Origin of the sequence: Peribacillus sp. NPDC097264, from assembly GCF_050277925.1 — a bacterium.
GTDB lineage: Bacteria > Bacillota > Bacilli > Bacillales > DSM-1321 > Peribacillus.
This window is the reverse complement of the sequence record NZ_JBNNSR010000004.1, coordinates 16134-42683: the sequence shown is the minus strand read 5'-3', so window position 1 is coordinate 42683 and position 26550 is coordinate 16134. Positions and strand designations below refer to the sequence as shown.

Sequence of the window (26550 nt, the reverse complement as noted above, 5' to 3'; positions counted from 1 at the left end):
TTTGAACGATACATCTTTTCATTACTGGTTTAAAGCCCGCACTTCAATTGGGCACCACAATTCGTACAAGTATTGCATCCGCCCATTTCCTGGACTTCACCCTTACGGCAAACTGGACACGTGTTACCCACTTCCGAACCTATCGTTACATTAGTCGAACGCAGTTCATTGATGGTATCAACCAGAACGACTTTTTTCTTTTCTTCCACATCTGTTAAGCCATCCATTTCAAGCTGCTGTTCCATTTGGTTTTCTTCAGCTTTTAATGTAAGAACCTGGCTGTCACGGCTTCCGTCTACATAAACCGTTCCACCTTTTGCGCCGCCTTTATATAAGCGCTCGTACACTTTTTGGACCTGCTCGACGGTATACCCTTTTGGGGCGTTAACCGTTTTACTGATCGAGCTATCAATCCAACGTTGAATGATGCATTGAACATCCGCATGGGCTTCAGGAGCCAATTCCATCGCCGAAATAAACCATTCAGGAAGGTTATCAGGATCGGCTTCAGGATGACGATCCAAGTATTCCTGAACGATGTCCGCTTTGACTTCAATGAATTTCCCTAAACGTCCGCTACGGAAATATGTGAACGAGAAGTATGGTTCAAGACCTGTCGAAACGCCGACCATCGTACCTGTGCTGCCCGTAGGAGCCACGGTCAATAAATGGGAGTTCCGGATACCGTGCTCGGCAATGCTTGTACGAATATCCTCAGGCATCTTCTTCATGAATCCAGTATTCGTGAAGCGCGTTCTAAGCTCATTCGTTTCTTCATCCGACGTTCCCTTCAGGAACGGGAAGCTGCCTTTTTCTTTTGCAAGTTCAACCGAAGCCCTGTAAGCAGACGTAGCAATCGTTTCAAACACTTTGTCCACCAGGATTTTTCCTTCTTCTGATCCATACTCGGTTTCACAATAAATTAGCAAATCATGCAGTCCCATGACACCTAATCCAACCCGTCTCTCGCCGAGTGCTTGTTTTTTGTTTTCCTCTAGGAAATAAGGGGTTGCATCAATGACGTTATCTTGCATCCGCACGCCCACTTCAACTGTTTTCTTAAGTTTTTCGAAGTTAACGGTCTTATTATCTTTATCCGCCATCTCAGCTAAATTGACCGCTGCCAGGTTACACACTGAAAATGGAGCCAATGGCTGTTCACCACATGGATTCGTAGCAACGACTTGCTGTCCATAAGCTTTTGCATTCGTCATCTCATTGGCATTATCAATAAAGAATATTCCCGGTTCTGCTGAGTACGTCGCACAAATGTTAATCAGGTTCCAAAGCTCCTTAGCACGGATCTTACGGTAAACCCGGACTTTATGGCCCATTTTTTCCCACTCGCGTACGTCTCCTACATTGTGCCACTCATCATTATAAATCGCCATTTCTTCCGCGTCGTAGCTTTCGACATCAGGGAAGCGCAACTCATACTCCGTATCTTTTTCGACGGCTTCCATGAACTCTTTGGTTAAGCAGATTGAGATATTGGCACCAGTCAAAAAGTCCGGATTGTGGACGCTATACGTTCCGCCTACGCGAACTTTTTCTTCAGCATCCCTAATGATTTTTTCACTGAATCCACCTAGACCCGGAATCTCTTTATAATTAATGATTCCTTGGTACATCGCCGTTTCTTGTTCGGTATGCGGTGTGAACTTCAATTTATCCGATGCATATTTCTTTATGGTTTCATCTTTTGTGTTCTCCATTAGGTAACGAAGAATCCTCGGGTTTTGCATTTTTGAAATAATGAACTCCGCAATATCTGGATGCCAATCAGTAAGCATGATCATTTGGGCACCGCGTCTACTTCCACCCTGTTCAACCAAATGAGTCAATTTCGCTATATCATCAAGCCATGAAACAGAACCTGAAGACTTGCCATTGACCCCTTTCGCAAGGGTGTTTCTTGGACGGAGCGTGGAGCCATTCGTACCGACTCCACCACCACGGCTCATGATCTCCATGACTTGCTTTCTATGCTCGGAAATCCCTTCGCGTGAATCTGGTACAAACGGCATGACATAACAATTAAAGTAAGTTACATCCGTGTTAGAACCAGCGCCATATAATACCCGGCCGGCCGGCACGAAATTAAGGTCCTTTAATTCTTCATAAAATTTATTGAACCATTCCGTTCTTTTTTCTTCAGTCGTTTCCACTGAAGCCAAACCAGTTGCATTACGCTTGGCAATTTGCTCGTAATATATTTCAAGCGGCTTTTCGATGATATCAAGCGGCCGATTAATGATTCCTGTTTCCACTTCTTCCGGATTATCCAGCACTCCGCGGAACTCTTCATCCACTAAAACCTTTGCCTTTTTCGATTCCCAATCTATTTCAACGATATGGCCAAGACCACGTGCAGGAAATTTCGGATCTTCTTTAATTGTCAATACTACAAAATCGCCAGCAGAGAGTGTGATTTTTTCAGTATCCTTAAAAGAATAACGGTCAAGCATAACTAGACGGGACACGCCCTTATGCATCATTTTCATATCAGCCGTTACAGGATGAACTTGGGGAAATAAAGATATATCTTTATTCAACCTTTCTAGATCAACCTTTAAAGCTTCTTTAATTACAACCGACATAATTCCCTCTCCTTTACATGTTTCAGATCCGTTCTTGTTGCAAAAATCAATATGTAACCTACATGTCCGTTTCGCTTAACAAGTTACACTAAATTTATCATAGCGAAACACAAAATTCAACATGTAGTGTTTAAGTATTTATTTTAACCACTATATATTGTGTTGTGGTTGATTGTCTTTTAATTTTGTCAAACGGTGAATCAATTAATTGAGTTAGTAAAAGGGAGGAAAATGTCGATTTATAATAAAAATTAGACAGATTTCAATGAATTTGAACATTGCATTTTGCCCGCCTCTTTCAAAGCACTGACGTTACAAGGAATACATGCTTGTTCACACAAATCTGAAAAAACTTATTTATTCCCGACTCTCGCTTCCCCTCTTTTTCTACCTCAAAAAATTCCAGTCATCACTTTCATATTTATTTTTGGCGATGTCCTTCACTTCCTGTAATTGCTTTTCACTCAGCACATATGGTTTCAAATCAATCGACAGACCCTCAGAAAAACCGTTTTCAAAGGCTACCTTCGCCTCGGAAATAGTTATTTTTCTACCAGCAATGTCATTGATGGCCACTGCTTTGTTTCTCAGATTGTTTTTCATCTTCTCTTTTACTTTATCATCGGAGAACTTGAATACACTAAATAGCTTCTCCTCATCAAGTTCAAGCAGGATGGCTCCATGCTGAAGGATAACACCTTTTTGTCTCGTTTGTGCGCTGCCCGCAACTTTCCTTCCCTCAACCACCAGTTCATACCAGCTTGGCGCATCAAAGCAAACTGAGGACTTTGGAGATTTCAGCATCTCTTTATCCTGTTCAGTTTCAGGCACAGAGAAATAGGCATCCAGTCCGAGGTTTCTGAACCCCTTCAATATTCCTTCAGAAATCACCCGATATGCTTCGGTCACTGTATTCGGCATTCCCGGATAAGACTCTGGGACAATGACGCTATAGGTGAGTTCATGTTCATGCAAAACAGCCCGACCGCCTGTAGGCCTACGGACAAAACCTAAGCCTTGCCTTTCAACTTCCGCCAAATCGATTTCGGTCTCAGCCCTTTGAAAATACCCGATGGATAATGTAGCCGGGTTCCACCCGTAAAACCGGATCATGGGAGGGATTTCCCCATTACTCTGCCAATTCAAAAGTGCTTCGTCCATTGCCATATTATAAGCAGGTGAACAATCGCCTGAATCAATGAATCCCCATTTTTCTTTCGTCACGATTACCCCTCTTTTCACGTAGGCTTATTAAACCCTCTAAAAAAACTCACAAGTAGTAGTTTACCAGAGTTTAGCAACGTAAAAAAGAAAGTAAGCTATTCCACCAAATATTTATAAAATTTTTTTTGATTATTGGAGAAACCAATTATATAATAGACATTGTCTGTATTCGTTTAGGTAGAAGGGAGTTTTTATGGTTGGATATCTTATATACACTGATTATCATCATAGTAGCCATCGTTGCATATTCACTATTTAATTGGTTCCGTCAACGTAAAATCGTTAAAACCTTAACACAGGAAGAATTTATCGCTAATTACAGAAAAGTTCAATTAATTGACGTACGGGAACCTAATGATTTTGATAATGGACATATCTTAGGGGCAAGAAATATCCCTATGACACAAATGAAGACCCGCTTAGTGGAAATTAGGCAGGACAAGCCTGTATACTTGTATGCTCAAAGTGAAATCATTAGCGGAAGAGCGGCAGCCATGCTATATAAAAAAGGCTACAGGGAACTTTTTCACTTAAAAGGCGGTTTCAAAATGTGGACAGGGAAGATCAAGGCGAAGAAATAAGGCCAATTGCCTAAACCTTACATCTTATCCGGTTTTGAAACATATCATACTGTTCAATAGGGAACTCATGCTTAACAGGCCAAGCATGTTATTTCCCGAGATACATATGAATTTTACCAAATAAAAAACCCCCCGCCATCTGGCAGGGGTTTTTTCAGCATCATGCTTGATAACGAAGAATTGGTTTTCTAGCGGCCAATGTTTCATCCAGGCGTTTAATAACCGTGGTATGGGGAGCCTCCTGAACGATTTCAGGGGTTTCTTCGGCTTCCTTGGCTATTTGTATCATTGCATCTATGAAAGCGTCCAGTGTTTCTTTTGACTCCGTTTCCGTCGGTTCGATCATCATTCCTTCTTCTACATTTAACGGAAAATATATGGTTGGTGGATGATACCCAAAATCAAGTAGTCTTTTCGCAATATCTAATGTACGGACTCCCAACTGCTTTTGCCTCCGACCACTCAATACAAATTCATGCTTACAATGGCGATTATATGGCAAATCGAAAAATGGTTCCAAACGTCGCATCATATAATTTGCATTGATGACGGCATTCTCCGTAACGGCCTTAAGTCCATCCGGTCCCATTGACCTTATGTACGTATAAGCCCTTACATTGATGCCGAAGTTCCCATAATAGGGCTTGACCCTTCCAATGGATTGTGGACGGTCATAATCAAGGACAAACTGATCGCCCTCTTTTGTCACGATCGGTTTAGGCAAATAGGGAATTAAATCCGACTTCACCCCAACCGGACCTGAACCAGGTCCTCCTCCGCCATGGGGTCCAGTGAATGTTTTATGGAGATTTAAATGAACAACGTCAAAACCCATATCTCCTGGACGCACTTTGGAAAGAACAGCATTCAGGTTAGCCCCGTCATAATAAAGCTTTCCACCGGCGTCATGGACAAGCTGTGCCATCTCCAGGATATCCTCTTCGAATAAGCCTAATGTATTTGGATTCGTAAGCATTAATGCTGCTGTATCTGGTCCTACCACTCGCTTCAAGTCTTCAAGGTCCACGAGCCCGAATTCATTGGATTTTACCGTAATCGTCTCTAGTCCGGCAACTGTTGCCGAAGCCGGGTTCGTTCCATGGGCCGAATCGGGGACGATGACTTTCGTACGGTTTACATCTCCATTCGCTTCATGGAAAGCCCTGATCATCATGAGCCCAGTCCATTCACCATGCGCCCCGGCAGCAGGCTGCAAGGTCACTTGATCCATTCCTGTAATTTCCGTCAAATGTTCCTGAAGATCAAATAACAACTCTAGAGCACCTTGGACGGTTTCTGGGTCCTGGTATGGATGGATATGGGCAAAACCATTGTACCTGGCGACATTTTCATTAATTTTCGGATTATATTTCATCGTACAGGAGCCGAGTGGATAAAACCCAGAGTCCACTCCATGGTTCCGTTTGGATAAAGCCGTATAATGACGCATGATATCAAGCTCGGAAACTTCCGGAAGCTCGGCTTCCTCCGTACGTATATATTCCACAGGCAGGATTTCTTCTAGTGGAATATCCGCTACATCCATTTCAGGAAGGCTATACCCGATTCGACCGGCTGTACTGATTTCAAAAATGAGTGATTGATCTTGATTATTCATAGTTGATCCCCCAGTTCCTGCGCAAATGCATCGATTTCTTCTTTTGTTCTTAGTTCCGTTACAGCCACTAGCATATGATTTTTCAACTCGGGATAAACGGAGCCCAGGTCAAAACCACCAATCATTTCTTTTTCAAAGAGCCTCTTATTGATATCTTTGTAGGGAAGAGGCAACTTAATGACAAATTCATTAAACGAAGGTCCTTCAAAGACCACTTCAATTCCTTGTGCTTGGAGCGTCTTTTTTGCGTAATGGGCTTTTTGAATATTCTGGACGGCCATTTCTCTGACGCCTTTTTTCCCTAGAGCAGTCATGGCTACAGAGGCTGCCAATGCGTTCAATGCCTGATTGGAACAAATATTGGATGTAGCTTTGTCACGGCGTATATGTTGCTCACGTGCTTGGAGCGTCAATACGAAGCCCCGTTTTCCATCCTCATCCACTGTCTGACCGACTAAACGGCCCGGGACTTTCCGTAGCAGTTTTTTCGTGACCGCGAAATATCCGCAATGAGGTCCGCCGAATGCGGCAGGAATGCCGAATGGCTGAGCATCACCTGTCACGATATCGGCACCGAGTTTTCCCGGCGGAGTCAATGCACCAAGTGCAAGCGGATTACTCGATACGATAAACATCGATTTCTCGTTATGTATGATTGCTTCCATTTCCTTCAACGGTTCGATGCGTCCAAAGAAGTTGGGGTACTGTACGATGACACCTGCAATATCATCCGAAGCCAGGTCTTTTAAAGCAGCAATATCTGTGACTCCGTCTTTATGAGGAATCTCGATGACCTCCACCCGTTGACCCTTTGCGTAGGTTTTCACCACTTCCCTTGATTCAGGATGGACAGTAGATGATAATAGAATCTTTTTCCGGCGCGTTTGTCCGGCGGCAAGCATGGCCGCTTCGGCTAAGGCTGTTCCACCGTCATACATCGAGGAATTCGCCACCTCCATACCCGTCAATTCACATATCATCGTTTGATATTCAAAGATGGCCTGAAGCTCTCCTTGAGAAATTTCCGGTTGATAGGGAGTGTAGGCTGTATAAAACTCCGAACGGGATAGGACGTGATCGACGATGACAGGCGAATAATGATCATACACGCCAGCCCCAAGGAAAGATGCATAGTTTTTCAAATCCGCATTTTTGGAAGCCAGTTTCGATAGTTCCTTCATTAAGGCTGGCTCTGATTTTGCTGGTTTTATGTCATATTCACCTTGAAATCGGACATTTTCTGGTATATCGCTGAAGAGATCATCGACGGTTGTGACCCCTATAACTTCCAACATTTCTTTTTTATCCTGCTCTGTCATCGGTAAGTAACGATGTTTCATCTTATGGACCATTCCCTTCTATTTTCGTGTATTTTTATAAAAAGGTGTTTGGATAACAATGGCTTTCAGTCTCTTAGAACGGATTTCCACTTCTACTTCCGTGGATAGACTTGAGTGATTCTTATCGATAAGGACCAATCCTACATTTTTATTCAATGTTGGTGACTGAGTCCCTGTCGTCACTTCGCCAATGAGTTTCTCCCCGTTATATACTTTATAGCCATACCGAGGTATGCCTCTGTCAATCATTTCGATGCCAACAAGCTTACGTGGTGCCCCTTTTTCCTTTTGTTCGGCAAGCACGGCTTTCCCAAAAAAGTCTGACGCCTTATCCGGTTTAACCGCAAAACCAATCCCCGCTTCGATTGGGGTGATATCCGGCGAAAGCTCTTGACCATAAAGCGGTAGTTTTGCTTCGAACCGAAGGGTATCACGGGCCCCCAGTCCAATCGGTTGTATCCCATCATCTTTACCAGCTTCCAAAATTTTTCTCCAGAGGGCTGGACCATCCTCACTTCGGCAATATATCTCGAAACCATCTTCCCCCGTATACCCTGTACGTGAAACCATCGTGGATATATTATGAATGTGGACGTCTTCTTTAAATTTAAAAAAGCCAATTGTGCTTAAATCAGTTTGGTCGGTAATCTTCTGCAATACTTTCTCCGCTCGAGGACCCTGCAGAGCAAGTTGCGCATAATCGTTTGAAACATTATTGATGCTGACACCTTCCATACCATTCGCCTGAAGCCAATTGAAGTCTTTCTCGATGTTGGCTGCATTGACCACAAGCAGATAATCCTCTTCCGCTTTTTGGTAAACGATAAGATCGTCCACGGTCCCCCCATTTTCATAACACATGGCTGTGTATAGCGCTCCTCCCTGTTTCAGCTTGGCTACGTCATTCGTCAGCATCTTTTGTAAATAAGAAAGGCTCCCGAAACCTTTTACCTCAATCTCTCCCATATGCGACACATCAAATAAGCCACCTCTTGTACGCACAGCTTCGTGTTCATCTTTTATGCCGGTAAACTGCACAGGCAGTTCCCACCCACCAAAATCGATCGTTTTTCCACCGTGCTCACTGTAAACCTCGAATAATGGCGTTCTTTTTAAATTGCTCAAAAAATGACCTCCTTCAATTTTTTTGCTTGTTCTCTTCTTTCACCTGATATTCCTTAAAAAAAGACACAAAAAAGGACAGAGAAAGCCAAAATGGCTTTTTCTCTGTCCTGAAACCTGAAAGTTTACCTATTATTATAGGTTTTCCCCTTTGGTGGCCGTCATTAAATAATCGGCGCTCTCCAGAGTCGCGTCCGATAAGAGTTCATTTGCCTGAGAGATTCACTGCTAAGTTTGCTCCTTCGGCGCTACATATGTAGATGGTAGTCTCTCCCCTTATCCTCACCCGCATATTGATGGAAAAGACTGAAAATTTCCCACCTGATGGTCATCCATTTGCGTGAAATGGGTACCAATCTGCTCATTGTTGATCTTTGGATAAAGCACTATCCAAATGCTAATACTATAATAACTAAAATTATTATCCAAGAAGAATATTTTCCTTCTAACTTCATTACTATTGCAATTTTCTAAATATATTTACATCCTACCCTAAGATACTTTACTCTGCAATAACTTTCGTGGAGAAAGATTTTATTAACCTATAAAAAAGTTCATGGTCTAAAGAAACTAAGAAAATTATGTTTTAAGAAGGAGCAAGAATCAATGAAAATCAATATATCCTTCAGTTCTGATTGGAATGATGAATTTCTGCAAAAGATGGAAAACGACGGTCCATGGGGAAATTGGGATCTTTATAAACTGGCCATCCAAATGGAAGAGAACCTAATTATTCCTGATTTCGAAGGCTTACAAGCGCCTAAGCACCTTCAACAACTGACTCCCCTTCCCCATCAATTAGAGGCTGCACGTCAGGTGGTTGAACAGATGAATGGCAAAGCCATATTGGCTGATGAGGTCGGTCTTGGTAAGACTATCGAAGCGGGATTGATTTTAAAAGAATATATGATTCGGGGACTGGTTAAAAAGGTTTTGATCCTTGTACCCGCATCACTTGTCACCCAATGGGCTTTCGAACTGAATACGAAGTTTCATATTCCTGCAGTCGTTCAAAGGAAGAGTTATGTATGGGAATCATGCGACATCGTCATATCCTCCATCGATACGGCTAAGCGAGCCCCCCATCGGGATATCATTTTCAATCAAGAATATGACTTTATCATTATTGATGAAGCTCATAAACTTAAAAATAATAAAACGAAAAATTATGAATTTGTCCAAAATCTTAAAAAGAAATTCTGTTTATTGCTGACTGCTACACCCATTCAGAATAAAATCGAGGAAATCTTTAATCTCGTTTCATTATTAAAGCCTGGACACCTAGGAAATGCCGCACTCTTTTCCGAAAAATACAAAGGGAAAGGCCGGAACATTCTAGAAGATGAGCACTTAAAGGAGCTTGTCAATACGGTCATGATAAGAAACCGACGTGCCGATACTGGAATCGAATGGACGAAACGGCGTGTAGAGACGATCATCATTGAATTTTCACCAACTGAACAAGCCTTGTATGATGCCGTAACGAAGTTTAAACCAATATCAGACGGAACAAAAGGAAGTGCTTTTTCTTCACTCACCCTTCAAAGGGAAGCATGCAGCAGCCGAGAAGCAGTCTACTATACATTGAAGAATATGAAGGAAAAATACAAAGAACCATCGGCTGACTTTGAAGCAAGATTAGATGATCTGTTTGAGAAAGTAAACCTCACCGAACAAAATTCAAAGGCAGAGAAGGCTTTGGAACTGATTAAGAAAATTGATGACAAGGTCATTATTTTCACCGAATATCGTGCTACACAGCTTTATCTACAATGGTACCTGCAACAGCATGGCATTTCATCCGTTCCATTCCGCGGAGGGTTTAAGCGTGGTAAAAAAGATTGGATGAAGGAACTATTCCAGAAGAAAATCCAGGTATTGATTGCCACCGAAGCCGGAGGAGAAGGAATCAACCTACAGTTTTGCCATCACTTGATCAATTTTGATTTGCCTTGGAATCCAATGAGGTTGGAACAAAGGATTGGACGGATTCATCGACTTGGTCAAGAAGAAGACGTCATGATTTATAACTTTGCCACTAAAAATACAGTCGAAGAACATATTTTGAAATTGCTATATGAAAAAATCCACTTATTTGAAAAGGTAATTGGAGAATTGGATGATATTTTAACGAAGTTGGATATTAACAATATCGAGGAATATTTAATTGATGTTGTCGGAGAGTCCAAATCAGAAGGAGAAATGAAAATTAAAATGGATAATTTGTCTTCCATGATTCAGTTCGCACAAGCTATGAAGGATGGTGAAATCCATGCAGCAACAGGAAATTCATGATTTTTTAATAACCTACTTTCAATCCAACGCATGTGAGGTGTTGGAAAATACCTCTTCATATCTCACTGTTCAGTTAACGATCGAAATGGATAAGGAACTCATGAACAGACCTTTTTACTGGCACTATCTCGAAAAAACCGGTGGGATACCGAATCCTGGCATGCTTACGTTCATCACCCATCCCGAACTGGCACCGCCTGATTTGAAAGGGGAAATCATTCATTTTGGTTCGCCACGGCTCCACCAAATTATCCAGTCGACCAAGAGGCTGGCAGGTTTCATCAGGCTTTTTGAGGATAGGCCTCCCTTGAAGACGGGCCAAAGTCCACTTTTTCCTTGGCTCACCCAAAATGTAAAAATCTCTTATCAGTGTGACAGAAAAAAAGATATCTTCATGTCCATAGGACTTAATTTAATTTCCGGTGAATTCATAGAAGGATTTCATGAGCGTCTCCTGTCGGTCAAGGTCACTCCCAAAATACCGGATTATTCTTTTACACTTTCCCCCTTGATCATGCCTAAAAGCGGGCTATCCAGACTCGATACATATATTCGTAAAAGCTTCGAGAATGATGATCATACCTGGGCGGAAGAAGCGATGGAACGGTGGCAGACAGACTTGAATCTATTGGAACATTTTTATAAGGATATGGAAGATAAAAGCGAAAGCTATTTTACTGAGAAACAGGCATTGCAAGCCCAATATGAGCCAAATATCCAAATTACCATCATCAATGGCGGGCTATTCTATTTATCCGACCAATCATTAGCATAATGGTCTCTTTAGCAATCATTAAGAAAAGCAGATGTCTATGAATTCAAGACATCTGCTTTCTTTTTTTGACTTTTTTAATGAACATGGACACGGCGAAAGGGACAATCCCAAACCAGTGAGAAACTCTAGGCTCCTTATCCTCTTTCCGATGACGGCGCTTTTCTTTTCTTTCTCTCTTGGTTAAATTGAAATACTGTACGATTTGCTGTGTAATATATTTGATATAAGCGTTCGTAGACATACATTATCACCCATGACCAAGTATGCCCCATATTCGTATTCCATATTCGTATTCACCATAAATCGACATGTTAGTCCTTCAGTTTTTCTATCCATTCTATCACTCTACCTAGTTTTTTATCATATAGAATGATGATTCGGCCTGCTCGCTTATTTTTGGTGATAGAAGAAAATTCGATATAGGCATATCGCACATCCTGCTTCGTTAACCTATAGTGAACATCACCATTAGGATAGGCGATTTCCCCCTGAATGCTTTTGGGTACCTCATCCTCCCATTCGGCTGTCACTTCATTAACGGCCAGATGCACTAAGTGATCGGAAAGTAAGGTCTCTTCTACTTCTTTATAAAATTTTTTATCAATAATGAATTGATCAATCATCAGTATCGTGAACATGATAAAAACACTAGCTATAATCATAACCATTGGGAATATGACTCCTTTTTGATTATTCATCAGCCACCAACTCACTTTTAATGAAGGGATGGAACCTTCGTATAAAGGTCTGACCTGCTTTATCCGTTATATTGAGCACGATGACGTTGCCATCCTTTTCAACCTTCACATTCGAAATGTTCTGGAGTATGACCTCATGGCCCTCCCCGTTAACCCGTCTTCTAAGCTTGTCATTATATTGCTCGATTAAAGACAAATCCTCTCCTGAAAGTAAATATAATTTATTCCCCACAACATCCTGGCTTTTGGAGCTTCTGACTTCCTGTTGCATTTGCAACGTAAAGATCTCCCACTCTTTAGGATGTATTCTATTTTTTGTTCCTATCTGGGATTGAATGATTGAGAAAAACTGGAGGATAAAAAGGGAAAGGGTCAGCAGGATCATTAAGGAAAAGAGCATTTCAATCATGGTAAACCCTTCACTTTTTCGCAACATCACAAATCGATTCATACTTCCCCTTTGCATTTTCATATCGGACACATCCTTCAACCATATCCGGAAACTCCTTTTGGACATTCCAGGTCAATTCATACGATTTTTCCTGGTACGTAATTTCTTCGTGGATAGCCTGTATTTCCCCATCCATATATGCCAACAATCTTTCATACAGCAAATGATGGGCATCCGCCCTCAAAACTACGTTCTTACGATTGGACATCGAATCTTCAAGAATAGGAAGCATGGAAATCACTAGGAATACACAAATGGAAAAAGAGGCTATCATTTCTAAGTAGACGTATCCTTTACTGTTTCTCAATCCTGAACCTCCCTTTACCGATATTGACCACCAGCTTGTATTTCCCCTTTGAAGTATCAATGGTCATCGTACCGGCTTTTGAAGCATTTCCATATTGATTGAAATAAAAAGAAGCCCCTAATGTCCCATTCATGAACTGTACGTCCGGCGGTATCTTTCTCTCTAGTATCACTTCTTCCTTATAAGAGTAAATCGTGTAAATATCGTTATCCACATAGAAATAAATCAAGCTTTCGTGACTTATTGCATACTGTTGTGCATAAAAAATATCTTCATTCAATTGATTAAGGAACATCTTATTTTGCATTCCCTTTGAAAAACTTGGATATAGGTTAAGGCCTAGAGTGCTTAATAGAATAAATACCACAAGGACAATCAGGGTCTCGGACATGGTGAATCCTCCGGAGGAAGGGCTATCCTCCCCGAATTTTCTACTCAACGACTGTAACCTTTCCTTTATTGTCAATGCTGATGCCGTCCCCATTCGGACAGGATTTCTGTTTAAGGTATCCTTGAGTTTCCAAATCATTAATACCGGAAGGCAACTTGGAATTGTCTATCTCATAAGCTTGGACTTGGGCCTGAACCATTTTGACAAAAGCCTCACACCCCTTAGAATGGATGGTCGATTGATGCTTCGTGATGTTCGGTATGGTGATAATCAGCAGAATCGAGATGACGAGCAATACAATAAGCATTTCAATTAACGTAAAGCCTTTTTCGTTTAAATATTTCTTCATATTAATCTGCTAATTACGAAAATAACAAGAATGCACTCAATATTTTCTGAGCAGATTCACCTCCCATTTTTTCTTGTACCTTATATTCCATCTAGTAGAGAAAACATCGGCAATAAGACAGCCATATAAATAGAAATAATCAATAGCCCGATTATAGAAAAAAGAAGAGGTTGTATGACTTTCATGATGGTGTTCATCCTCTCTTCAATCTTTTCCAATAAAAAACGGCTGTAATGGAGTAACTCAGAATCAAGCCTGCCATACTTTTGTCCATTCGCTGCGATAATCGACAAGTTCTTATCAAAGTAGGGTTGCTCTTGAAAGATGGTTTCTAGCGACCTGCCCTCCATTAAATCATCTTTAATGATGGAGCAAAGCTTTTGATAAAATGGTTGCTGCTGGTTTACGGAGAATAATTTAATGCTCTCATTAATAGAAAGTCCACCAGCGAGGAGACCGCTGAACTGACTTGCAAAAAAATACGTTTCATACAACTTGATGAAGGGTCCTGCCAACGGAATCTTCATCAATAATCGCCGTTGTCTTAATGGACATAGTTTGTCGAACCAGAATTGTTTGAATAAATAGAAGATAAGGAGCATTCCAAGTAGGATGAAGGGGATCAGCGGGAGGATGACTGAGGATGCAGCCAACACATTCAGGATCATATTCTGTTTAACATTCATCGTCTGAAAAATCGTCTGAAACTTGGGGAGAAGGACACTTTGCAGTACATAAAATACAATGCTCACAAAAAAGAACAGGAAAATCGGATAGATCATGAGTTTTTTCACTTTTTCTGTATCTTCCGTCCGTTTCTTCCAGTAGTCCCCACCTTCCTTCAATGCTCGATCAAGGTCGCCATATTGTTCGCCATAAAATATAAAACTTACAAGCTCTGGATGAAACGTAAGATTCGTCAACACTTGATGCAAAGGGTGCCCACTCCTTAAATCCTGAATGGCCTGATTGAAATCCCCGGCCTTTTTCCTGGATTCCTGAAATTCCAGGAAGTGGATCGCCTCGGCTAAAGGATAACCATGAGCTAATAATTCGCCCAGCTTCGTTATAAAGACAGCTTGTTCTTTCAACGTCCATTTACTTTTTGGTTTCTTCGTAAACCAACCGTTCAAATTCATCGAGATTCACATAGCCCATCGCTACCGCTTTCCCAATTTCGTCTTTCAGCTGACGATAGGTGGCTTTCCCCTTTCCTTTTTCCTCTTTCGTCACCTTCAAGACTTCCGCTAGACTTTTTCCAGTCAGCAACTCATATACGCTGGCCCTTTTATTTCGGTAGGTCATGGAACAATCGGGTGCACACTCGCCCTCACAATGCGGGCATTTCAATTCCACCAGTCTTTGCGCCGTCACGCCAATCAAACTCTGTTCAATCTCCAGCCAGCTTACACCGAACTCTAGAAGCCTAGAAATGGCTCCTTGAGCATCCCTTGTATGCATAGTAGTGAGGATTAGATGCCCGGTCAATGCGGCCCGTACTGCAATCTTTGCCGTTTCGGAATCCCTAATTTCCCCGACCATGATAATATCGGGATCATGTCTAAGTGCCGCTTTTAAACCGACTGAATACGTAATGCCGGCCTTTTCATTAATTTGGACCTGTAACACTTTATCAGATTCATTTTCTATAGGATCCTCAAGCGTGATGACATTTCGGTTAATCATTTCTTGTGCATGATGAAGCAAGGAGTATAATGTTGTCGTTTTCCCACTTCCAGTAGGACCCGTGAAAATGATCATCCCATGGGAATGTTTCAAAAGCGCTATCAGTTTTTGAGCGGTATTGGGAAATAAGGATAACTGTTCTAGAGGTAGGATATTCTGTTGAGGAATTAAACGGATAACCAAACTCTCGGAGTGAGCTGTGGGTAGGGTGGAAAGGCGAAGTCCAACCACTTTATTGGCGAGATTGACGGTAATGGCTCCGCTTTGGGGCCTTCTTTTCTCGCCAATATCCATTGCGGCAAGAAATTTAAGATGGGAAATGAGCCTCTCGGTTTCAAAAAAGGATAGGGTTTCTTGTGGTACGAGCTTGTTGTCGATTCTAAATTGAATAAGTGGGCCTTCCTTGCGTGGTAAAACGTGGATGTCCGATGCCGAGAGCCTAATGGCACTGGTAAGGATTTTTTCTGCTGTTTTTTCAGTTGATATCAATCATTCATCACCTCCAGATTTTCTTGTAGTAGAATTTCGACGTTATAAGACAAATTCCTTCTAAATAAAAAAAATTCTCGAAAAAAAATTCGAGAATAGACTTATATGCTCATTTTCAATTCTGAGTTATGGGAAACCAAATTTCGTAAAGCATCTTCATTATGACCAATCACTAACTTTTCACCGTCTATGAGAATCGGACGTCTCAATAATTTAGGCTCATTCGTCAATAGATGGAGTACATCGGAAAGCATCATCTCATCAATGTTCACGTTTAATTTTTTGTACGCTTCGCTTCTTGTTGCCAATACCTCATCCATTCCTTCGGTTGTTAATTCAAGGATTCTCTTCAATTCTTCTTCATTCGGTGTATCTTTGAATAAATGACGCTCATCAAAGCTAACATGGTTGGCTTTCAACCACTTCTTTGTTTTACGGCAAGAAGTACAACTTGGATAAGAATAGAAAGTTAATCGATTCATCCTTCATCACTCTCCGTTCACAAATTATTGTTTTTGATTTCCATAATGGAATTGTACAATATTTGTATAACATTTGTATATACATTTGCACTATAAATCCAATTGAAATGTGAACTTTTTCTTAAATAAGGGAAATTTGTTCTTTCTTTCATTCCAATTTTTTTTGCCTGTATTATAATATAATTAGTTAAACTTGGAATTTTAGGAGGGCACAATGGAACAAACGTTAAGAATTACCAACGTATTAGCCGATCCAACCCGATATTATATCTATCAATATATCGTGAATAATCATCAAGGAGTCTCAGTCCAGCAAATTGCAGACTCCTTTGAAATCCATCCAAATGTTGCCCGTCTTCATTTATCAAAACTTGAAGATGTTGATATGCTTACATCAGAGGCACGGAAAACTGGAAAAGGTGGCCGTCCGAGCAGGATTTACCACTTATCGGATAAAGTCATTCAACTTCATTTTCCTTTCAGGGATTATCAGTTACTTTCAAAAATTGCCATCCAGACTATGATGACACTCGGCGAAGCAGGCATACAGGCGCTCTATGAAACTGGAAAAACATTTGGAGAAGAGTTGATCCACCAACAAATCAAACTTAAATCAACCTCAATCGATGACTTGACCTTTGATGAAAAAGTCAACATGCTTAAAAATGCAGCATCAATTGCAGGGTTCTCTCCTGAAATACAGGCAGATGAGGCGGAAAATAAAATTCACTTCAGAATTTATAACTGTCCCTTTAAAGAAGTTGCCAAAGTTGACCCTAGCACTATCTGCACCATGCACAACTCCTTCTTAAAAGGAATGTTTGAGTCGTTGTTTACCAATGTCCACATCGTGGAATTGGATAATATGATGGAAAATTGCGTAACATGTTCTTATAAGGCATCCATCCTCGCCTAGAAACAAAAGGCATCCTTTACATTACCTTACAATTTCATTTATAATTATTTAGTATGAACACGACTAGACACAGGGAGGTATTCAGATGGAACGCATGTTTAGAGTTTGTGGATTTTGGACAGGGGTTATGGCAATTTTCTTTTATCTTGGCGATATGTACCAAACATCTTTACTTTTCTTCGCACAAACCGGATTTTTTGTACTATTGAGTTACCTGAAGTTGTCTGAACGCATGTATATTTACGTTTTCGGTGCCTATCTTACCGTTTTCTTTGCAGGATTTTCCTACTGGAGCGTATTTATGATGACCCCAGGCGCTGCACATTAAGAGCAAAATACATAACCCATGGACTCTTGGTCCATGGGTTTTATCATGTCTCATTCACGAAACAATTTCACCTTTTCGTCTATATTCTTTGTTTGTACTAAAACCCTAAAGTATTCACTTTGGCCTCCAGGCATGATTAAGCTTCGTATCGCACGGTTACGCTTAGCATGTTCGGAGAATGGGTTTGTTCCTTCGTGATCCCTCAGCCCTTCAAGAATTCCCCCTTTCAGTAAAAAGTCCCGTTGCACCAGGAAATCTCTCAAGGATAGACCCCGGTTAGTCCCATGTTTGATTAGGGTATCAAAATGGATATGCGTAGTCAGATCCGCTTCCCCTGGTCGTTGGAGTATGTCATTGACCATGTTATGTTGATAAAAACCTCTTAAGCTACCTTGCTGATGAGCTGGTTCGCCCCATTCCAGTTCCGTATAGCCATAATCAAAGGTAAGGAGGATACCCGCATGGAGGCGATTAACGATTCTCTCAAATTCCTCTACCATCTTTAAAGGGACCTCATAACGCTGATTTTCTTTCAATGCAATATTATGCTCCTCCAGGTAGGAGTGGATTTCCTGATTTTCAAGGGATTCCTTTATTTCCACTAATTTATCTTCTTTCACCGTGATGAATATTTCTACAAGCTCTCCATTTTTCTTTTCGATAACATGGACCGGCAATGCATCAAAAAGTTCATTAGAAAACAAGATTCCCTTCACTATTGGGAAGTCTTCGAGATCAGTGGCAAAAACGACCTGTTCGCATGGAGGTATCCGCATTTGTTGCAGTTTCCTATGATAAGGACTGCTATCCACTAGGATATATGTAAAATCCTCCCACATCATTGGTTCTTCTTCTCTTATATACTTAAGAATGTCATGGGCCAGCTTTCCATTTCCAGCCCCCATTTCAACGACACAAGGCGGCAACCCCCTTTCCTTCATTAAGAAGACAAACCACCTAGCAAGAGTCCTACCAAATGCATCGCCAACATTACCAGATGTATAAAAGTCACCGTTCATGCCAATCTTCTCTTTTTCACGCATATAATAGCCTAAAGTAGGTGAATAAAGAACAGCTTCCATATAGTCCTGATAGGATATTTTTTTATGTGGACTATTTCCTATCAGTTCATACAGGAACTTTTCCAAATTCCCACCTCCTTTTTTCGAGTACCTTCAGTATAATTACACGAGTCAAAATATTCAATCAATTATAATTCAAAGAAAAACAGGTACCTGATCCGGCACCTGTAGCATCTCTTATTTCAGAAAGGGATTCGTATTCTTTTCATCTAAAATGGTCGTAATGGGACCGTGCCCTGGAAAGACAATTGTATCATCAGAAAGGGGCAATAATTTCGTATCAATACTTTTTAAAAGCACTGATTCACTGCCACCTATCAAGTCCGTTCTTCCTACACTTCCCTGAAACAAGACGTCCCCGGAAAAGAGAAGCCGCTCTTCCTTTGCATAATAGGAGACGCTGCCCGGCGAGTGCCCCGGTGTTTCAAGCACTTCAAAAGTGAATCCGCCAATAGTAAGCTCCTGTTCGTTGGCAAGGATATGGTCAGCCGGCTTCATGCGCATCGGATTATCGGGGAACCAGTTCTGTGAACCATTCAGGGCAGGGTCAAGCAGCCATTTGGCCTCCCTTTCATGGATATACACAGGAATTTCATAATGATCGCGGATGGCATCCAGTGCTCCGATATGATCAAAATGCGCGTGGGTTAATAAAATGGCCAGCGGTTTAAACTTTTTAGTTTGTATGTACTGAATTATTTTCTGCGGCTCCTCGCCCGGGTCAATAATTAAGCAATTCTGTCCGTCGGAAACGATATAACAATTCGTTTGCAACGGTCCTAGAGGTATTTGAGTCCATTTCATCTTCAACAACTCCCATATTTTCATTACCCTTATCTTACACCAATTTGGCTCTTTTGTTGATACAGTTTACCCATGACATAGAAGTGTCATCTTTTAGGCCTCGACAAATAATTGAAAAAATATTAAAATATTAACAAATGCAATCTTTTCTACATATTTTTGGTAGTTACTTAAATCTCTGGGTATATTATTAGGGATTGGGTTTTCAATTAGGGAAAAGGGGGTTTTGATATGGTATTAATGGTCATTTTCGGACTTGTGGCGATACTTGGTTTAGCAGCGGTAGTTACCACAATTAAAAAAAGAAACTTCTTGGGATTCATTTTCGCAGCAGGCAGTGCCGCCGTATTTGGCTGGTTTACTGTCATGACTATCATCAACAGCGGTTTTCCAGTTGCACATTAAAAGAAAAAGCTCGCCATGTGGCGAGCTTTTGATTTAGTCATTATATTTCTTAGAATAATTTTTTTATTTGATGGGTTTTCATATCAATGATTTTTTCAAATTGATTCCCATATAAGCATAGACTGCCATCAAGCGAACAGCTCAATGGTTCATTTTCCATGTCCTTCATCAATTCTTCTTGTGTACCCGTTTCCCAATTCAATTTAGTTAAAGTAAACTTACTTTCATATTGGTCAGCGTCTTTTGATTCTACAGGAACGAACGTTAAAAGTTCCTTATTCTTTTCAATCATGTCGTAGGCTGGTATAACCCAATCTGAAAAGCTTTTCAATAGTGGTACGGAAAAAGAATGGATCGGTTTGTTTGTCTCATCATAAAATGCGTATGTACCTCGATCTTGTTTTTCTGTCTCCACTTGAATAGTCATAAGCGCGTGTTTCACTTTTTTAAAATGAATGACATCCAGCATTAAGTTTTCCACTGTCCCATCATTCAACGCTTTTCTTTCTAAAGGAGCCGTCAAAGCGGGTTCTTCCCTATCCCAATCAAGAAACATCAACCCATTTCCACTATCCCATTGAGCGAAAGGCTGTGGAAAATCAAGGGAATGAACCGTTTGCTCTTCTGGGTTTATCACATAACTGCTGTATGTCCAATCTTCATAAAAACTGGTTAGAAACAACATATCCTCTTGGAACGAATTCCACTCAAAAGATAATTCGTAGGCAGGTAACACGAGAGAATATTGTGGGTTACCCGTTCGGTCCAAGATCGTAATCGCCGTTTTACCTGCTGATGTGAAGGAAGAAATCAACACATGTGCCCCTGTTGGACTGATTGACACTTCACTAAAATCCGAAGAAGGCTGATAAAAAACAGCTGAAGTATTCGTTTTCAAATTCCATTCCATCAGCTGTGGTGAATCCATACCATCTTTCTTTTCGGAAAACAAAATGGTGTTGGAATCGAGCCAACCATAAATAGCTTCGATTTTTCCCTTTTCTGAAGCCGGGATTTCTAATGTGCTCAATGAAGATTCCTGATTGTGTTGGGATTTTTCTTTTTCCGTATCAGCTACGGGTTTACTAAGGTCATTGGAAGGCTCACAAGCCGAGAGAAGAAGGGTAGTGGAGATACACAACAAAACGATACTTACCATCTTACAGATAGGCAGCAATTGAGTGAGGGCTGCATTAAACACTTTAATCTCCACACACCTTCCTTTGAAACTAAACGCCTGGCATATGTGTGAGCAAGACATTAGAAAGAGTAAGAGATTACAAATGAACCTCTTATGTTCTTCATTATAAAGTAAAAAAGAAGAAATGTGGCGATTAATCACCTTATATTTATTTGGAAGTATATTCCGACAAAAATCATGGTCACATATATAATGCCGCCATTAAAATATGCACAGATTCTTCATATATAGAAGGAAACTGGGATAAAGGAAGCGGGTTGATCCCCTTGCCCAACTCTATTGTATAGGCCTCTTTCCTGAATTCTTGAATGAACCAATCTTTATAGCCTGCATGACTGTCAACATATTGAACGGCACGGTACCCGCTTCTCGCTTCAAACTCTTTAGCGATTTCCTCACTTTGCTTAGGCTCCCATCCTTCATACCCCCAGTAAAACTCTTTACCTTGCGTATGGAGTGCCAAGACTCTGCAAAAGTTCCGCTTCTCTGCCAATTCTTTCATGGCAATTGCTTCCGGCTCCGACAAACACACCTCACCGGGAAAATCCCTCGGTGCAGGTGCCTGTGGTACTTTTCTTTGTTTTTCTATCTCCCACTTGGCAGGGTATTGATTGTTCAAATCAACCCCGCGTATATTCGCCTTCCAGGCATAAAAAGCAGGGTTGCCATTATTCATTTCGAGCACATCTACGCACCCCTCCGCCGCTTCCTCCCCCTTAAGTACAAGGTCTACGCCATCAGGGTTGACCATAGGAACGACCGAAATGGTCACTTCCTGAAAAAAAGGCAAACACGCTATGCCGCATATGCGATCATCGTTGCTTAGGGCGAGAAGCAAATCATTAAGCCATTTCATTAAAATGGCCGAGGTGATCCATTCATTTGCATGAAATGAACCATTAAAATGGATGACTTTTTCACCTTGGCCGATTCTTACTTCCAACAGCTCTTTGCCTAACACACTCTTTCCAATCGACTCCACCTTGATAAATGGGTAATGTACGGTTAAAGCCTCCAAATCATCCAGAAGTGACTGATAATCATAGAACTTGACCGGATTAAGCAGAGGGCCCATGATTCGAACGGGTACTGAAAAAGGTCCTTGGTTTGACTGATTAACCAGGATCAATGCATCCAGCGGCAAATGATAGTGTTTGGAGATTGTCACCAGATCAAAATCGTTCCTTGACTCCTTCTGAAGAATAAACCCCGGTATGTTCACATAAAGTCCTTCCTGCAGAATGCCTTGGATATCTCTGTTAGCCTCCTCCACCAACACCTGTGGGATTTGAAACAGTTTACTGTAATAGTCCAAACTGTCACCATTCCTACTTATGATTATCATCCACTATCGTCCCCTTTCATTCCTTAATATTTATGAAATGAAAAAGGGAAACATGTAAGAACCTCCCCTTTTAAAGGACCCTTTCTTTTCCATGGACATTGACCGAGCCAAACAATACCTACATTCAGTTCCCGTCACTTCTTTTGCAATATTCCATCTATTCATCATCCACCCATGCCTATATAATCGGTTGAATCATTACAAGTAAGATCATGATGGATTTAACCGATTTTTAATAAGCCAGGCAGCCCCTATGACCCCGGCATCATTTCCAAGGGTTGCTAGATGGATTTTTGTCGATTTGCGAACTCGTTTAAAAGAATAAAGTTCAAATGCCTTACGGACTGGTTCCAGGAGTATATCTCCAGCATTAGAAACCCCTCCGCCGATAACGATTTTTTCAGGATTCATGACATTGCCAACATGGGATAATGCCAGTCCTAAATAATTGCCCACACGATCCACCACAGATTTAGACAAAGAATCTCCTGCTAGTGCGCATTGAAAAAGCAATTTGGAGGATAGCGGATTTCCCTCTTGTATTCTTTCTTGTAGCAGAGAGGGTTCGTCCGCCATTCCCAATGCTTCTGATGCAAGTCGGACAATTCCAGTTGCCGAAGCAACCGTTTCCAAGCAGCCAACCTTGCCACAGTTACAGGGAGCCCCTCCTTCTGTAACGACGGTCATATGACCAATTTCCCCAGCTGCTCCGCTTATACCATGTACGATTTTGCCATTATGGATGACCCCTCCGCCTACCCCTGTTCCAAGCGTTACACACACAAGGTCTTTAGCTCCTTCTCCAGCGCCTTTCCACATCTCGCCCAATGCCGCCATATTAGCATCATTGTCGATCACGGCCGGAAGAGATGTCTCCACTTCCAATAAATCCTTCAATGGGTAGTCTTTCCAACCGAGATTGACCGCTTCATAAATGGATCCGTTGGTAAAGTTGACGGGGCCCGGGGCACCCATTCCGATACCTAGCATTTTACTTTTCGGTTCATTGAGTTCCTCAAGCTTTGCATCAATCGCCTTTGCAATATTCATGGTGATGTTCTTTCCATTTTCGGAAATGTCAGTCGCAATTTCCCACTTATGAATAATCTCTCCGTAAACATTGATTAAGGCAAGCTTGGTTGTGGTTCCGCCCAAGTCAACCCCTAACAGCACCTTTTCCATCGTATCACCTTTTTTTATCATTTTTTTCTCTTTCAATAGCCAATTGCTGCCTAATCAAGAGTATCGCCATCTGGTAATCCTTCGTGTCCATCATTTGCATTTGATGGATTTCCCTGATTTCAGATTCCATCATTTCCAACTCAGCCACACGATCACCGAAATAAATGAATGTCCCAAACTTTTTCAAGTATTGTTGTAAATCATAGTATGTTTTCATATTAAACCTCTTTACTATTTTCTCCATACAGCATAATCAATTTGCCATGTGAATCCTCTAATGTTATTTTTCAGTACTTCTTGTCCAGCACCATTCATATGATGAAACAGTGGGTATTTCCATCTAGCATTCCGTTTATTCATTTTTCTTTTTAAATGAACTTGTTTATAGCATACAGCCAAAAACGGAGGCGAAAAATGAAACTACAATTGAAGTATACCGTTTTTTTAATGGTAGCTGCCATCTTTATTATCCTATATTTTTCGGACACACACCAGGTAGAGGAAACGATCATTTATTTCCCAATTGACTCTTCCCTCCAATTTGAACATGCTTCTACTCATTTGGTAGCGAAAGAAACAGGAAAGGACGCCTATTCCCTTACATGGAAAGTTCACTCCTCATTGGATCAGACAGCCTATTTGCGTCAGGACGTTTCACTCCTTTACAAGAATGGGAATCTAGAAGGCACGTTAAAAAACTGGAAACAAAATCGACAAGAGCTCTCACAGTCAGACAAATTCAAGGAAAAAGAAAGTGGGCGTTATGATGCGATAACCTTTCATTATGCCGAATTACACCCTTCTGATACCATTTTCACAAGCGCACAACAATTAAGTAAAGACAAACTATATGCCATATCCACACCTGATTTTCAATCTTTCCATAATCCCCTTTCCGAGGAACAGAAGGAGTGGAAACATGTCCTGGACAGTGTAACCAAGAATATTACCCAAAATAGTTTACAAAAAGCCGAAGAACACTTTGATATTGACCCAAATCAATATAAAGTGATCTCTCTAACCGATTTACCGGCCAGAAAAAATCAGTGGCTTTCAAGCTTTCCTTCATTCCAGCGGGAAGAAATTGTCGGTAAACTTTGGGAAGGCCTTTATAAAAATTATGTAATAAGCATAAAAAAAGAGGACGGTACCACCTTGAGTCCACAAGGCAGTACCATCCCCCTATTGTTAGTAGCCAAAGATAAAAGGGAAGTCCTCGTCTTATTTTCCGGTAAAGACGGCACCCCATATTTGCTAAGGCAAAAATTATAGACTTCCTATTCCAATTCTTCTAGCAATTCCTTATATGATTTTTCCTTTGGAGCAAGCTCAACGGCCTTTTGAGCCTGCTCTTTAGCTTCATCCATCAGGTTGAGCTTGGCATACGCCAAAGCGAGATTGTAATGTGCTTCATGTAACTTAGGGTTTTGTTCAATCGCTTTTTCAAAGTAGTGGCGAGCGTCTTCGAATTCCTCATTATCAAAGGATAGGTTCCCAAGGATGAAATGAGATATCGGTGCATCAGAATTATCCTCCACATAGTCCGCCAACATTTCCTCCGCTTTCGCTTCCTCACCATCTTCAATGTAATCCTGTGCCAACATGGCCATTGTTTCATCATCATTTTTCTGATGAGTATAGCCAAATTGCAGCAAAAAGTAAGTCAGTACGGCAGTTCCAACTAAAAAAGCCATCTGACGTAACACCTTTTGCGTCTTCGGTAGGTGGACCACCCCGGCCGCTAGGAAACCACCGATCAAACCACCGATATGTCCTGCATTATCGATTCCCGATACGGTAAAACCATATACCAGGTTAATGACGATGAGAAGAATGACGGTAGAACCCATCGTACGCATAAATAACTTTGGATACACCATCCCAAAATACAACAGGGCCCCAAAACAACCAAAAATAGCTCCGCTGGCTCCTGCTGAAAGGTTTGGAGTCATAATGAAGCTACCTAGAGTTCCTGCAAAACCTGCAAAGATATAGATGAATAGAAACCTAGCATTCCCATATATCCTTTCAACTTCCGCCCCTATCAAGTACAACGAAAATGTATTCATGAGTAAGTGGATAAAACCAATGTGGACAACCATCGGAGTAAAGAACCTCCACCACTCCCCTTGAAGGATGTAAGGCGAGTATTTAGCTCCAAACTCGATTAAAGTCCTGGAATCGGTGCTCCCTCCACTAAACCCCATCAAGATGAATACAGCAACCTGTATCGCTATCAATATATAGGTAAAGAATGGTTTAGCCTGCTGGAATACTTTTTGTTCAGCCTTAGCCTTTTTGACGGAAGCTGAGATGGCTACCTTCTTTAACTCGAGCACTTGCCCTTCATCAATTTCTTCATCCTCCGGTACAGAAATCGAAAGTGGTGTTTTCAGGGTAGCCTCCAAATTTTGTTTGGAAGTCTGAAAAGACTCGCTTGCAAATATAAAGGTGTTCACTTTCGTTTTTTGAAGCATAGCTGGTTGTGCGCTGAATTCAAAATCATCAACAGGAGCAAATTTACTCACATAGATACTTAAAATGCTCATTGGTTTTTTATATAATTTTTTCCTGACTTGTTCGCCGTTTTTCAAGGTCCGGTCTATATCCCTTTTAAGCCAATTTGCCCAATCAAGATCATGACGAATCAATCTTATCACGGGGAAATCCGTGTTTTTTTCGCTTTCTAGCCATATTTCCTCATGATTTTCCGTGACAGTGATCATGCGGTAATCATATTGAACTGACAATAGCCGGACAATCTCCCAAAATAAATACTCCTCTTTATACCCCAAAACATTCCCCACTTTCCAAATCATTTCCTGATGAAATCCTTATATTATCTAATTCAAACTATAGACGAAATGATCAAAAAAGTA

General features: G+C 41.1%; 28 protein-coding genes and 2 riboswitches. Of the genes, 7 read left to right on the top strand and 21 right to left on the bottom strand.

Annotation, left to right across the window (positions count from 1 at the left end):
* Window positions 1-29: 29 nt before the first annotated feature.
* Together ACQKL0_RS07250 and ACQKL0_RS07245 are read right to left on the bottom strand one after the other, a co-directional pair.
* Window positions 30-2600 carry a vitamin B12-dependent ribonucleotide reductase gene (locus ACQKL0_RS07250; protein ID WP_402869454.1) on the bottom strand — a complete coding sequence of 857 codons (2571 nt, stop codon included), beginning with the start codon at window positions 2598-2600 and terminating at the stop codon, window positions 30-32.
* 387 nt (window positions 2601-2987) lie between these two features.
* Window positions 2988-3824 carry a lipoate--protein ligase family protein gene (locus ACQKL0_RS07245; protein ID WP_402869456.1) on the bottom strand — a complete coding sequence of 279 codons (837 nt, stop codon included), beginning with the start codon at window positions 3822-3824 and terminating at the stop codon, window positions 2988-2990.
* A gap of 197 nt (window positions 3825-4021) precedes the next feature.
* Between ACQKL0_RS07245 and ACQKL0_RS07240 the strand changes: the two genes are divergently transcribed.
* Complete coding sequence (locus tag ACQKL0_RS07240) at window positions 4022-4405, top strand: rhodanese-like domain-containing protein (protein ID WP_402869458.1); 384 nt, start codon at window positions 4022-4024, stop codon at window positions 4403-4405.
* A 160-nt stretch (window positions 4406-4565) separates the two neighbouring features.
* Here the strand turns inward: ACQKL0_RS07240 and gcvPB are convergent, their stop codons facing one another.
* From gcvPB to gcvT, 3 genes are read right to left on the bottom strand one after another with little or no spacing between them, the layout of a single operon-like run.
* Window positions 4566-6023, bottom strand: coding sequence for an aminomethyl-transferring glycine dehydrogenase subunit GcvPB (gcvPB, locus tag ACQKL0_RS07235; RefSeq protein WP_402869460.1), 1458 nt, complete (start codon window positions 6021-6023; stop codon window positions 4566-4568).
* The gene (gene gcvPA, locus ACQKL0_RS07230; protein ID WP_403079312.1) at window positions 6020-7363 is read right to left on the bottom strand and encodes an aminomethyl-transferring glycine dehydrogenase subunit GcvPA; all 1344 of its coding nucleotides are present in this window, start codon (window positions 7361-7363) and stop codon (window positions 6020-6022) included. Before gcvPA ends, gcvPB begins: the two co-directional genes overlap by 4 nt.
* Window positions 7364-7381: 18 nt before the next feature.
* Entirely contained in the window at window positions 7382-8488 is a 1107-nt protein-coding gene (gene gcvT / locus ACQKL0_RS07225) for a glycine cleavage system aminomethyltransferase GcvT (RefSeq protein WP_427686825.1), read from the bottom strand.
* A 100-nt stretch (window positions 8489-8588) separates the two neighbouring features.
* A riboswitch (glycine riboswitch) is annotated at window positions 8589-8673 on the bottom strand.
* Window positions 8674-8676: 3 nt separating this feature from the next.
* Window positions 8677-8771: riboswitch (glycine riboswitch) on the bottom strand.
* A 320-nt stretch (window positions 8772-9091) separates the two neighbouring features.
* Here gcvT and ACQKL0_RS07220 point away from each other — a divergent pair.
* Window positions 9092-10780 (top strand): DEAD/DEAH box helicase, encoded by a 1689-nt coding sequence (locus tag ACQKL0_RS07220; RefSeq protein ID WP_402956549.1) that lies wholly within the window; start codon window positions 9092-9094, stop codon window positions 10778-10780.
* On the top strand, window positions 10758-11555 hold the full coding sequence (locus tag ACQKL0_RS07215; RefSeq protein WP_402869467.1) for a YqhG family protein: 798 nt from the start codon (window positions 10758-10760) through the stop codon (window positions 11553-11555). Before ACQKL0_RS07220 ends, ACQKL0_RS07215 begins: the two co-directional genes overlap by 23 nt.
* A gap of 43 nt (window positions 11556-11598) precedes the next feature.
* Here ACQKL0_RS07215 and ACQKL0_RS07210 read toward each other — a convergent pair whose 3' ends face one another.
* From ACQKL0_RS07210 to ACQKL0_RS07170, 9 genes are all read right to left on the bottom strand, one after another.
* Window positions 11599-11796 carry a YqzE family protein gene (locus ACQKL0_RS07210; protein ID WP_402869469.1) on the bottom strand — a complete coding sequence of 66 codons (198 nt, stop codon included), beginning with the start codon at window positions 11794-11796 and terminating at the stop codon, window positions 11599-11601.
* A 70-nt stretch (window positions 11797-11866) separates the two neighbouring features.
* Window positions 11867-12223: a competence type IV pilus minor pilin ComGG gene (comGG, locus tag ACQKL0_RS07205; RefSeq protein WP_402986232.1), complete on the bottom strand. Its 357-nt coding sequence runs from the start codon at window positions 12221-12223 to the stop codon at window positions 11867-11869.
* Window positions 12224-12245: 22 nt separating this feature from the next.
* Entirely contained in the window at window positions 12246-12725 is a 480-nt protein-coding gene (gene comGF, locus ACQKL0_RS07200; protein ID WP_402869473.1) for a competence type IV pilus minor pilin ComGF, read from the bottom strand.
* Window positions 12673-13011, bottom strand: coding sequence for a hypothetical protein (locus tag ACQKL0_RS07195; protein WP_402869475.1), 339 nt, complete (start codon window positions 13009-13011; stop codon window positions 12673-12675). The genes comGF and ACQKL0_RS07195 overlap by 53 nt, the downstream gene beginning before the upstream one ends.
* Entirely contained in the window at window positions 12998-13402 is a 405-nt protein-coding gene (comGD, locus tag ACQKL0_RS07190) for a competence type IV pilus minor pilin ComGD (protein WP_402869477.1), read from the bottom strand. Before comGD ends, ACQKL0_RS07195 begins: the two co-directional genes overlap by 14 nt.
* A 40-nt stretch (window positions 13403-13442) precedes the next feature.
* Window positions 13443-13751 (bottom strand): competence type IV pilus major pilin ComGC, encoded by a 309-nt coding sequence (comGC, locus tag ACQKL0_RS07185; protein ID WP_402986235.1) that lies wholly within the window; start codon window positions 13749-13751, stop codon window positions 13443-13445.
* A gap of 80 nt (window positions 13752-13831) precedes the next feature.
* A complete protein-coding gene (gene comGB / locus ACQKL0_RS07180) occupies window positions 13832-14890 on the bottom strand; it encodes a competence type IV pilus assembly protein ComGB (protein WP_402986237.1) in 1059 nt (352 codons plus the stop codon).
* Window positions 14850-15926 (bottom strand): competence type IV pilus ATPase ComGA, encoded by a 1077-nt coding sequence (gene comGA / locus ACQKL0_RS07175; RefSeq protein ID WP_403121930.1) that lies wholly within the window; start codon window positions 15924-15926, stop codon window positions 14850-14852. The genes comGB and comGA overlap by 41 nt, the downstream gene beginning before the upstream one ends.
* 101 nt (window positions 15927-16027) lie before the next feature.
* A complete protein-coding gene (locus tag ACQKL0_RS07170; protein ID WP_402869485.1) occupies window positions 16028-16408 on the bottom strand; it encodes a Spx/MgsR family RNA polymerase-binding regulatory protein in 381 nt (126 codons plus the stop codon).
* 214 nt (window positions 16409-16622) lie between these two features.
* On the opposite strand from ACQKL0_RS07170, the gene ACQKL0_RS07165 reads away from it, so the two are divergent.
* Together ACQKL0_RS07165 and ACQKL0_RS07160 are read left to right on the top strand one after the other, a co-directional pair.
* Complete coding sequence (locus ACQKL0_RS07165) at window positions 16623-17324, top strand: helix-turn-helix transcriptional regulator (protein WP_402869487.1); 702 nt, start codon at window positions 16623-16625, stop codon at window positions 17322-17324.
* A gap of 85 nt (window positions 17325-17409) precedes the next feature.
* Window positions 17410-17652, top strand: coding sequence for a DUF2626 domain-containing protein (locus tag ACQKL0_RS07160; protein WP_402869489.1), 243 nt, complete (start codon window positions 17410-17412; stop codon window positions 17650-17652).
* Window positions 17653-17702: 50 nt separating this feature from the next.
* On the opposite strand, the gene ACQKL0_RS07155 is transcribed toward ACQKL0_RS07160, so the two are convergent.
* Window positions 17703-18800, bottom strand: a complete 1098-nt coding sequence (locus ACQKL0_RS07155; RefSeq protein ID WP_402869491.1) for a class I SAM-dependent methyltransferase — start codon at window positions 18798-18800, stop codon at window positions 17703-17705.
* Window positions 18801-18911: 111 nt separating this feature from the next.
* Complete coding sequence (locus ACQKL0_RS07150) at window positions 18912-19538, bottom strand: MBL fold metallo-hydrolase (RefSeq protein WP_427686823.1); 627 nt, start codon at window positions 19536-19538, stop codon at window positions 18912-18914.
* 231 nt (window positions 19539-19769) lie between these two features.
* Between ACQKL0_RS07150 and ACQKL0_RS07145 the strand changes: the two genes are divergently transcribed.
* A complete protein-coding gene (locus tag ACQKL0_RS07145) occupies window positions 19770-19943 on the top strand; it encodes a DUF2759 domain-containing protein (protein WP_402869495.1) in 174 nt (57 codons plus the stop codon).
* A gap of 49 nt (window positions 19944-19992) precedes the next feature.
* Here the strand turns inward: ACQKL0_RS07145 and ACQKL0_RS07140 are convergent, their stop codons facing one another.
* From ACQKL0_RS07140 to ACQKL0_RS07125, 4 genes are all read right to left on the bottom strand, one after another.
* Window positions 19993-21156: a hypothetical protein gene (locus ACQKL0_RS07140; protein ID WP_402956535.1), complete on the bottom strand. Its 1164-nt coding sequence runs from the start codon at window positions 21154-21156 to the stop codon at window positions 19993-19995.
* Window positions 21157-21325: 169 nt separating this feature from the next.
* A complete protein-coding gene (locus ACQKL0_RS07135; RefSeq protein WP_402956533.1) occupies window positions 21326-22489 on the bottom strand; it encodes a M14 family metallopeptidase in 1164 nt (387 codons plus the stop codon).
* Between the two features lie 210 nt (window positions 22490-22699).
* A complete protein-coding gene (locus tag ACQKL0_RS07130; RefSeq protein WP_402987334.1) occupies window positions 22700-23671 on the bottom strand; it encodes an ROK family glucokinase in 972 nt (323 codons plus the stop codon).
* A gap of 4 nt (window positions 23672-23675) precedes the next feature.
* Complete coding sequence (locus tag ACQKL0_RS07125) at window positions 23676-23888, bottom strand: YqgQ family protein (RefSeq protein WP_402869501.1); 213 nt, start codon at window positions 23886-23888, stop codon at window positions 23676-23678.
* A 197-nt stretch (window positions 23889-24085) separates the two neighbouring features.
* Between ACQKL0_RS07125 and ACQKL0_RS07120 the strand changes: the two genes are divergently transcribed.
* Complete coding sequence (locus tag ACQKL0_RS07120; RefSeq protein WP_427651468.1) at window positions 24086-24943, top strand: hypothetical protein; 858 nt, start codon at window positions 24086-24088, stop codon at window positions 24941-24943.
* A 5-nt stretch (window positions 24944-24948) separates the two neighbouring features.
* Here ACQKL0_RS07120 and ACQKL0_RS07115 read toward each other — a convergent pair whose 3' ends face one another.
* Window positions 24949-26490 carry a rhomboid family intramembrane serine protease gene (locus ACQKL0_RS07115; protein ID WP_402869505.1) on the bottom strand — a complete coding sequence of 514 codons (1542 nt, stop codon included), beginning with the start codon at window positions 26488-26490 and terminating at the stop codon, window positions 24949-24951.
* Window positions 26491-26550: the final 60 nt, after the last annotated feature.